This window comes from Syntrophorhabdaceae bacterium (assembly GCA_028713955.1).
Taxonomy (GTDB): domain Bacteria; phylum Desulfobacterota; class Syntrophorhabdia; order Syntrophorhabdales; family Syntrophorhabdaceae; genus UBA5609.
This window is the reverse complement of the sequence record JAQTNJ010000144.1, coordinates 1-8010: the sequence shown is the minus strand read 5'-3', so window position 1 is coordinate 8010 and position 8010 is coordinate 1. Positions and strand designations below refer to the sequence as shown.

Genomic DNA, 8010 nt, shown 5'->3' with positions numbered 1-8010 from the left:
CCAAGACGGTCAGGGACTATTCCAAGAAAGATATGGTGCATCACAGTATTCCCCACAACCGTCATGTCAATGATCTGGTTAGGAGAACATCCGTTCCTCGTCACCATCTCATCTATCAAGGCGTTGACGGCCTTTATGAGTTCACCCCGCATCCTTCTGGTCCCTTCAACCGGGTGAGCAGTCGAGTATTCAATGCGAGACATAACATCTGTTCCGAAGAGAACCTGGGGATTCGTGATGGAACCACTGGCAATGATATCCCCCGTTACCAGATCACAGAGATAAAGCGCTACGGTAGTGGTTCCAATATCGAGGGCAAGACCCAGGGATATGCCGGACTCGTTTGGATGCAAAGCCACAACTTCCTTGTCCATCCAGACAAAGACAACGATCTTACTCTTATCTCTTAGTGGTTCTTTTCTCAGACTTTGTATGACTTCAGAATCAATGGTGACGTCAGGCAGGCCGTGCTGTGTACAAAGTTTTTCACTGATACCTTGAGTATAGTCTGTTTTATTCATATCGAGACTGATCTGATAACCTTTCACGGCAGGATTGATCAAAGTCGCGCCTTTTGTGAAGATCTTTTTTGACGCTTCGGAGGTGAGCACATTTTCTCCGGGAACCAGAACCTTGACATCACTTTGAATACGGGCCTTGCACGCCAGCCTGTACCCGAACTCTTTTTCAAGATTTCTTATGAAATCTGATTCTTCGTGAGTAAAGGGATTGGCCTTACCCTCCATTATCTGTACCCTGCACTTCCCGCAACTGCCCTTTCCGTTACACTGTGAGTTGATATAGACACCTGCCTCACGGGCAATGTCCAGGATAGTCCTACCCTCTTTTACGGTGATTTCTTTTGAAGACGGCAAGAACAGAACCTTATACTCTTTCACTGTCTTTGCTTTACCTTTTTCCATTGAGGGTATAGGGCGTGAAGTCTGTCGCTTATTGTTTTCATGGAAAAGCCGCACGTTGATCCAAGGATAAGCCCACCTTCCTTAAACTCATCTTCCGCATCTTTTACCTTCTGGGTAATCTGCTCGTCGTCCCAGTTTATTATATCAATGTGCCCCATGAACGACACCCTGTTTCCGAATGTTTTTTTCAACTCATAGAGGTCAAGTCCTGCCTGGGTGTCAACGGGATGGATGCAGTCATATCCTGCACCAATCAGCGACTCAATGATTACCCTTGTATCTCCGTCCGAATGAAAAAAGGCATAGAGGTCATTTGCCTTTATTATCTCAGCTATCTGCGCGTAATACGGTAGAATAATATCGGTGAAATCACCTGGAGAAAAGAAAAGTCCATGACTCCCCGCGATATCGTCCGCTAATACAATTGCGCTTAAATCATTTTTTTTGGCGAGCCTGCATTTTTCTTTAACATCCTTTAAGATGCCCGCAACAATATTAGACAAGGTTTGTTGATCCCTTTTGATGCAGATCATTGTCTGGCAAAATCCAAGTTGTGTAATCGCTTGCATAATCGGCCCATTGATATACCCAACAGTAAAATATTCCCTCAGCCTGCCATAATTTCCTTCCCTAAGTAGTGATCGGGACCACTCTTCGTTGAGATCAACTCCAACAACTGAAAGACTGAGGAGGTATGCAGCAGACGCTATCTGCTCCACATAGTTTCCCTGGAAATCAGGAAAGTAAATATCGAGAAACTTCCCGGTAAAAAAGAGCTCACCCCGGGGCAGCCGAGATGGACTTGAATGTTTAAGTGCCACAACTACGTTTTCTCTTTGATTCACAACCTCACCCACACGTCCACCGGATTTGCGAGCTTGGAATTACCTTAAAATCATACTTGTAGTTTTTTACACAAAGCCTCAAAATCTTTGGCCTCAATGTCAAAATTGGTTTTGTCTGGTCGCTTAAAGCCTTCAAAATCCTTATCTTCTTCCGGAACGTTTACATAAGCTGTATGCATTCCGGCAGCCTGGGCTGCCATCAGATCGCTTTCGTGGGCGGCTACCATCATAGCTTCCGCCGGTTTTAGCCCCAGCAGGCCTGCCCCCTTTATATAAGCCTGCAAAGAGGGTTTATAATAACCTAAAAACTCGCACGACAGGATACCGTCCCATTGCACCCCGGCTGCTTTAGAACTGCTGACGATGCTTTCCCAATTCAAGATAGTGAGCACCACTACCGTATATTTGGTCCGTAAGCGGTTGATCGCTTCAGGGGTTCCTGCAAAGGCTTTGAGGTGATGCCAGGTCGATTTTATGAGAGACATGTGGTCAACGGCGGTTAAGAGCGAATAGGTTTTTGTTAAATTTTCCAATGCCCGCAGGAGCATGTCGTCCGAATTCATCCAGGGCAAGTCTCCATGCCTCACCTGAGTATGTATCTTGAACATTTCTCCCCGCCAGTCATCGGCAAAGGCTCCACCGTCTATGGTCCGGTTCATTGTATCGGCCAATTCCTGTACTTTCTCCCGGACGGTATTTTTCCAATCAAATACGGTCCCGCCTACATCAAAAAACAATCCTTTCACATTGTCCATATGTCCCCCTGTGTTTCTGGTTTATCGATTCCCATCCGGAATAACTCTTCGGAACTGATATTTAGCGGAGCCCGAGGCAATTCAAGTTCGATGGGTTGTATCATCTGTGCTTTTGGTTATTCGTACCAACCCGCATCATTTATGGCTTTTCTCATGACATATACGTTATGGGGAGGACTATTGGGCGGAATTTCACAGCCGGAGCACATCATGTAGCCGCGCGGTGCGTGCTTCAATTTCGTGATCGTTTCCGTGCAAAGCCGGTAAAGGGACTCAGGTGTTCCTTCCAGGATGACCTTCCCGTCTATATTGCCGATGATAACACACGTGTCTCCGAAATGCTTGATAGCCGTGTCGGCGTCGATCTCTTCGCCAAGGCTGGCTAATCCAGGATCCCCCATGGGGACCTGGGCCCAGTAAGGAAGGTTTGCGTTCTGTTCACCGCAGATGTGGTACAGAATGTGTTTGACCCCCATCGCCAGTATCTTTTCGCTCGATTCCTGTAAGTACGGCAGCACAAACCGCTCAAATTGCTTCGGGGATAATATATAATTCGCAGCCGACGGTTCCCACATCTGCGGGATAACCCGTTCAGCGCCAAAGGTCTCTGCCCAGTAACGCACCACATCCACTATGTGATCCGTGGCCAAACGGAGAAGCTCGTGAACAAGATCAGGCTTTTTCAGCATCCACCGGCAGAGCGTCTCCACTGAGCAGATGTTTCCTGCAATGGTAAAATTACCTCCGCATATGATGGAGATCGGCGTGTCGGATTTATCCTGCAAGCGAGAGAACGCCATGGCCGTGGGGAGGCAACCCGCCTTTTTCACGTCCGGCAGTTGAAGACCGGACACATCCGCCTCCGACTGTACCGGAAAGGTCACGTGGGCCGGCGCCTGCTCGTAATCCCCGGCGGGCATCTTTATGGTGCCCCCAAACTCCCATGTCCCATAAGAAGCATATCCGTAAAGAGGACCCCAATCAAATCCGTACTGCTCCATGGTTTTCTGTTGCGCGTCAAAACTTTTCCCGGCATCGGAATACATCGTGGCTATGGGATAACCCACATTCCTCGCACAGAAACCGGGGATAAAAGGGAAAAGGGGGACCCGGTCAATCGGTTTGCCTTTCAAGAGTGCGTCAATGCGTTCCTTGTTGCTCATTACATCCGGCCTCATGAACATTCGTTCCCTCCGTTCTTTCTTAATGTGTCGGCGTCAACCCTTGAACACGCTCAAGACTGTTCCGGGTACCAGCCAAAATCATCGGCTGCCTTGGTTATCGCAAAAACATTGGCCGCCGGAGCCGCTATCGGCAATTCGCAGCCTGCCGACAGGATGAATCCACCGGGGATATCCTTCCCCTTTTCAAGGGTTGCCCCGGCAATTTCATAAACCTGTTGGGTGGTCCCGGTTTGAATAATCGCCGGTTCGATATTGCCGCAGATAATATCCTTTTGAAAATATTGTGCAGCAGTTTCGAGGCTCACCTCATGCCCGAAGCTGAGGATGGCGGGATGTTCCCACGAAGAGGCATCCGCAAGGTACGGCAGGTTTAAATTCTGCTCGCCGCATACGTGAAAATAGAAACGCTTTATACCCAGCGCCTTTAACCTTTCATGGTAAAGCAGGTGATAAGGCAGGGCGAACTTCTCGAATTGCTTCGGTGATATTACCTGGTTTGATTCGCTCGGCGAGCTCATGAACACAAAAACCTCTTCTGCGCCAAAGGTATCTACCCAGTACCGGAGGACATTAAAGATATGATCGAACGCCATCTTCATGAGCCTTTCACATAATGCGGGTTTTTTTATCAACCACTTGCAAAACTGCTGTAAGCCGCAGATGTTTGATGCAACCGTGAAGGGAGAACGGGACACGAAGGTCACCGGCAAACCGTGCGCCTTCTGAAGCCTTCCAAGCTCTAATGCAGCGCCTATCATCCCTGTCTTCTCCGGATCAGGCATCTGCAGGTTCTCCACGTCGCTTTCCGATTTCACAGGATAGGAATTGACCACCAGTGCTCCTTCGTACTCACCCTCAGGCAGCCGTACGTCCCCTCCAAAATCCATCACCTCCACAATCGTGTGTCTCACTATCTGGGGGGCCTGGTCCCAGGCGTATTGTTCTGCGGCCCACTGCATTGCGTAAAAATTATGTTCAGGATCGTTGTAGGCAACGCTGACGGGCAGTCCCGCATTCCTGCAGGAGAATGAAGGTGCGATCATGCCGATGGGGACATGGTCAGGCCTCCTGTAATTGAAGAGCGAATCGATCCGCTCCGCGCTGCTCATCCTGTCTTGTTTTAGTTTCATGATTATGCACCGCCTTACGTGTCTGTATGTGTCTTCCCGTTACATTACATCCTGAGGAGATCGACCGCTGTCTTAACGGCGGTAACGGCATCAGGTGCGTATGCATCGGCGCCGTATCTCTGTGCGATCTCCTGCGATAAAGGAGCGCCTCCTACCAGAACTTTAACGCCGGGGTTCTGCGCCTTGAGCGCCCCGATGATCTTCGGCATGGCGAGCATGCTCGTCGTCATCAATGCCGACAAGGCCACAATATCCGTATTGGCCTTCTGTTGTTCCTCTGCAAATCTCTCGATCTTCACGTTATTGCCCAGGTCGTATACTTCCCAACCTGCCGCCTCGAACATGATCTTGACGAGGTTCTTGCCTATGTCGTGGATATCGCCCTCCACAACGCCAAGCAGGAGTTTGCCCTTGCCGGCGGTATCCTCTATCTTCAGGTGCGGCTTAAGAATATTCAGCCCTGCATTCAATGCGTCCGCGCACAAAAGCAATTCGGGGACAAAGTACTCCTGGCTGTTATAAAGCTCCCCTACCCTATCCATCCCGCCCGTCAAACCTTCCACAATGGCCTGGTGCGGGTCTATCCCTTCCTCTAATACAGAGCCGCACAGGCGCTCACAGGCTTCATCATCATAGCCTACAACTGCATCCTGAATCGCCTTGAGTATCTCCCGGGTTCTCTCCTCTGAAGCCATTTTTGCCTCCCTTTTTCAGGATATGCTATCCGTTTTTTACGATGATTTTTTGTCCCTCAGCCCGTTGCCTTGTGTCTTAAGGCCGGGGCTAAACCGCCTCATACATGATCTCGGCAATATCTTTCACTGCGATTACGTTCTCCTTGTTCAAACTTTTGATTGCGTCTTCGAAATTTATGAGACAAAAGGGGCATGCGGTCGCCAATAATTCCGCCCCGGCGTCTATCGCTTCCAGTATCCTGACCTCGGCTAAGCGCGGCTCTTCAAGAAAATCCGCCCACATCCTGCCGCCTCCGCCTCCGCAACACAGGCTGTTTTCCCTGTTCCTCTGCATCTCAACCAGTTCTACCCCGGGGATGCTTTTCAATATCTTCCTCGGCTCTTCATAGATGCCATTATGTTTTCCCAGATAACATGGGTCGTGGTATGTCACCTTCTTGTTTATCGTATTTTTGAATTGTATCTTTCCCTGCTCTATGAGGCCGAAGAAAAACTGGGTGTAATGTTTGATCTCAATCTTCCTCATCTCCTCAGGGTATTCTTTTAAGTAACAATTAAAATCATGGGGGGAGGTGGTGATAACAGTTTTAAACCCCGGTTTTTGAATTCTTCCAAGATTCTCCTCTGCCAGCAGCTCGAATAACCCGTACTCCCCCATCGTCAACGCGAGGTCTCCGGAAGATTTTTCATCTTCCAGAATGGCAAAGTCCACATTAGCTTCCTTCAGGATTTTAACGATCGACCTGGCCACGGCCTTTACCCGGTCGTCATACGAGGGCGTGCAACCCACGTAATAGAGGACGTCGCTCCCCGGAGCCTCTCCTGCCCTTTTGACATCGAGGTCTGCGGCCCATGCCGTTCTCTTTGAAGGCTGCATGCCGTATGGATTGCCGACTATCTGCAGGTTCTCCAATGCCTTCTGCTGTTCGCGGATCGGCGGTATCTCTTCCTCAAGAAGCAGCCTCCTGCCCATCTTGATCGCGTCTACCAGTTTTACCCCCGCCATCAGCCTGTCGCATATAATTTCGCAACTCCTGCAGGTGGTACAGCGCATCAGGATATCTCTTAAATCTTTATCTATCCTGCCGAGCTTTATGCCGTAATATAGGGATTGAGTGATCCCTGAGCCTCCCTGGGTTACCCAGCCGTCCGATACCTCATACACCGGGCACTGGGAGATGCAGAAACGACACTTGACACATTTGGACACGATCTCAAGGATATCCCTTCTCAACTCATTGCCGCTTTCATTTTGATTTTCCATCGTAACTCCCATAAAGTGTTTTTATATAATGCACAGGGATCTCTCAAAGGATCTTAACGCGTTATGGGTTCATTAACCCGCGACTGAGAATATCATTCGGGTCAAAGACCTTTTTCACCTGCCTTATTAGGTCATAGGCCTTTTCCCCGTATCTCTTCTTAAAAAAGGCATTTCGTTTTCCGAATTGGCCCCATTCGCCTCCGCATGTGCCGAATCTCAGGTTCATTTCAGCTTCCACTTCCAATCCTGCTGCAACAATCTTTCTCTTCGTTTCATTATCCAGTTTTTTAGGAACAATAAGCGTTGGGTGGAACGTCAATGCGCCGATGTGACCAAGCAGATAGAACGGCATTCCTTTGAAGACTGGTTTCTTATCAACGTAATGTTCCAGTTCCTTTATGCATTCCACAAGATCCGGGAGGCTGGAAACGATCTCCGGTCCTGTAAACTGACCATCATGTTTTTGCATCAGGGATGCGATGATTACCTCTCTCGCCGTCCATATCTTCGTCCACACGGCCAGATCCCTGATCTCTTCCATACGGATGGGATTCTCTTTCTTCATAACCTCCAGCAGGCTCTGTACGTTGCGCGACGCATCATCCTTTGAAGCCCCTAAGGAGGCAAAAAATATGGCACATCCGGGAGGGACCGGGAGTCCCGCATGCTCAAATCCGATGGTTGTGGTTGCCTTGTCCATAAACTCCATAAAAAGCGGCGCAGGGGCCTTTTCCCTGTACATCCTTACAACGGCCTGCGCTACGGATTCCGCATTTTCGAAATAGGCAATTGCAAAGGCCTTCTCTTTTGCGGGGACGAGTCTCATCCTTATGCGCGTAACAATACCCGTCAGACCATCGCCGCCGACAAAGAATTTTGTGAGGTCCGTGCCGGCGGGTTTTCTTAATGCCTTAGAGCCTGTCTCGAGGATCTCTCCTGTGGGAAGGACAACCGTCAGGCCCAGGACATAATCTGCCGGTTTTCCGATACAGGCGTCGATGATATGGCCGCTGGTATTGTTAGCCATCATCCCCCCCATCGTCGCGACTACCTTACTCCCTGGGTAGACAGGCAGAAAAAAACCCTCTTTCGCCAGCAGCAGATCACGCGAATTGACCGTGACCCCGGGACCACATTCGAAATACCCGTAATCAGTGTTAATATCGACAAACTTCATCCTGCCCGTACTCAGAATGATACCCTTTTCAGGCGCC

At 49.4% G+C, this 8010-nt stretch carries 8 protein-coding genes; all 8 read right to left on the bottom strand.

Annotated features, from left to right (window positions below; all coding sequences use genetic code 11):
• A partial coding sequence (locus tag PHU49_11735) for a 2Fe-2S iron-sulfur cluster-binding protein (protein ID MDD5244676.1) occupies positions 1-923 on the bottom strand: 923 nt, incomplete at its 3' end.
• Positions 896-1744 (bottom strand): uroporphyrinogen decarboxylase family protein, encoded by an 849-nt coding sequence (locus tag PHU49_11730; protein ID MDD5244675.1) that lies wholly within the window; start codon positions 1742-1744, stop codon positions 896-898. The genes PHU49_11730 and PHU49_11735, both read right to left, overlap by 28 nt.
• Positions 1745-1818: 74 nt before the next feature.
• Positions 1819-2523: an HAD-IA family hydrolase gene (locus PHU49_11725; GenBank protein MDD5244674.1), complete on the bottom strand. Its 705-nt coding sequence runs from the start codon at positions 2521-2523 to the stop codon at positions 1819-1821.
• Between the two features lie 116 nt (positions 2524-2639).
• On the bottom strand, positions 2640-3707 hold the full coding sequence (locus PHU49_11720; protein ID MDD5244673.1) for a uroporphyrinogen decarboxylase family protein: 1068 nt from the start codon (positions 3705-3707) through the stop codon (positions 2640-2642).
• Between the two features lie 50 nt (positions 3708-3757).
• The gene (locus tag PHU49_11715; GenBank protein MDD5244672.1) at positions 3758-4837 is read right to left on the bottom strand and encodes a uroporphyrinogen decarboxylase family protein; all 1080 of its coding nucleotides are present in this window, start codon (positions 4835-4837) and stop codon (positions 3758-3760) included.
• A 44-nt stretch (positions 4838-4881) separates the two neighbouring features.
• Complete coding sequence (locus tag PHU49_11710) at positions 4882-5532, bottom strand: corrinoid protein (protein ID MDD5244671.1); 651 nt, start codon at positions 5530-5532, stop codon at positions 4882-4884.
• An 88-nt stretch (positions 5533-5620) separates the two neighbouring features.
• Positions 5621-6796 carry a (Fe-S)-binding protein gene (locus PHU49_11705; protein MDD5244670.1) on the bottom strand — a complete coding sequence of 392 codons (1176 nt, stop codon included), beginning with the start codon at positions 6794-6796 and terminating at the stop codon, positions 5621-5623.
• Positions 6797-6857: 61 nt separating this feature from the next.
• Positions 6858-8010, bottom strand: a 1153-nt coding sequence (locus PHU49_11700; GenBank protein ID MDD5244669.1) for an FAD-binding oxidoreductase, incomplete at its 5' end; no start/stop codon positions are given.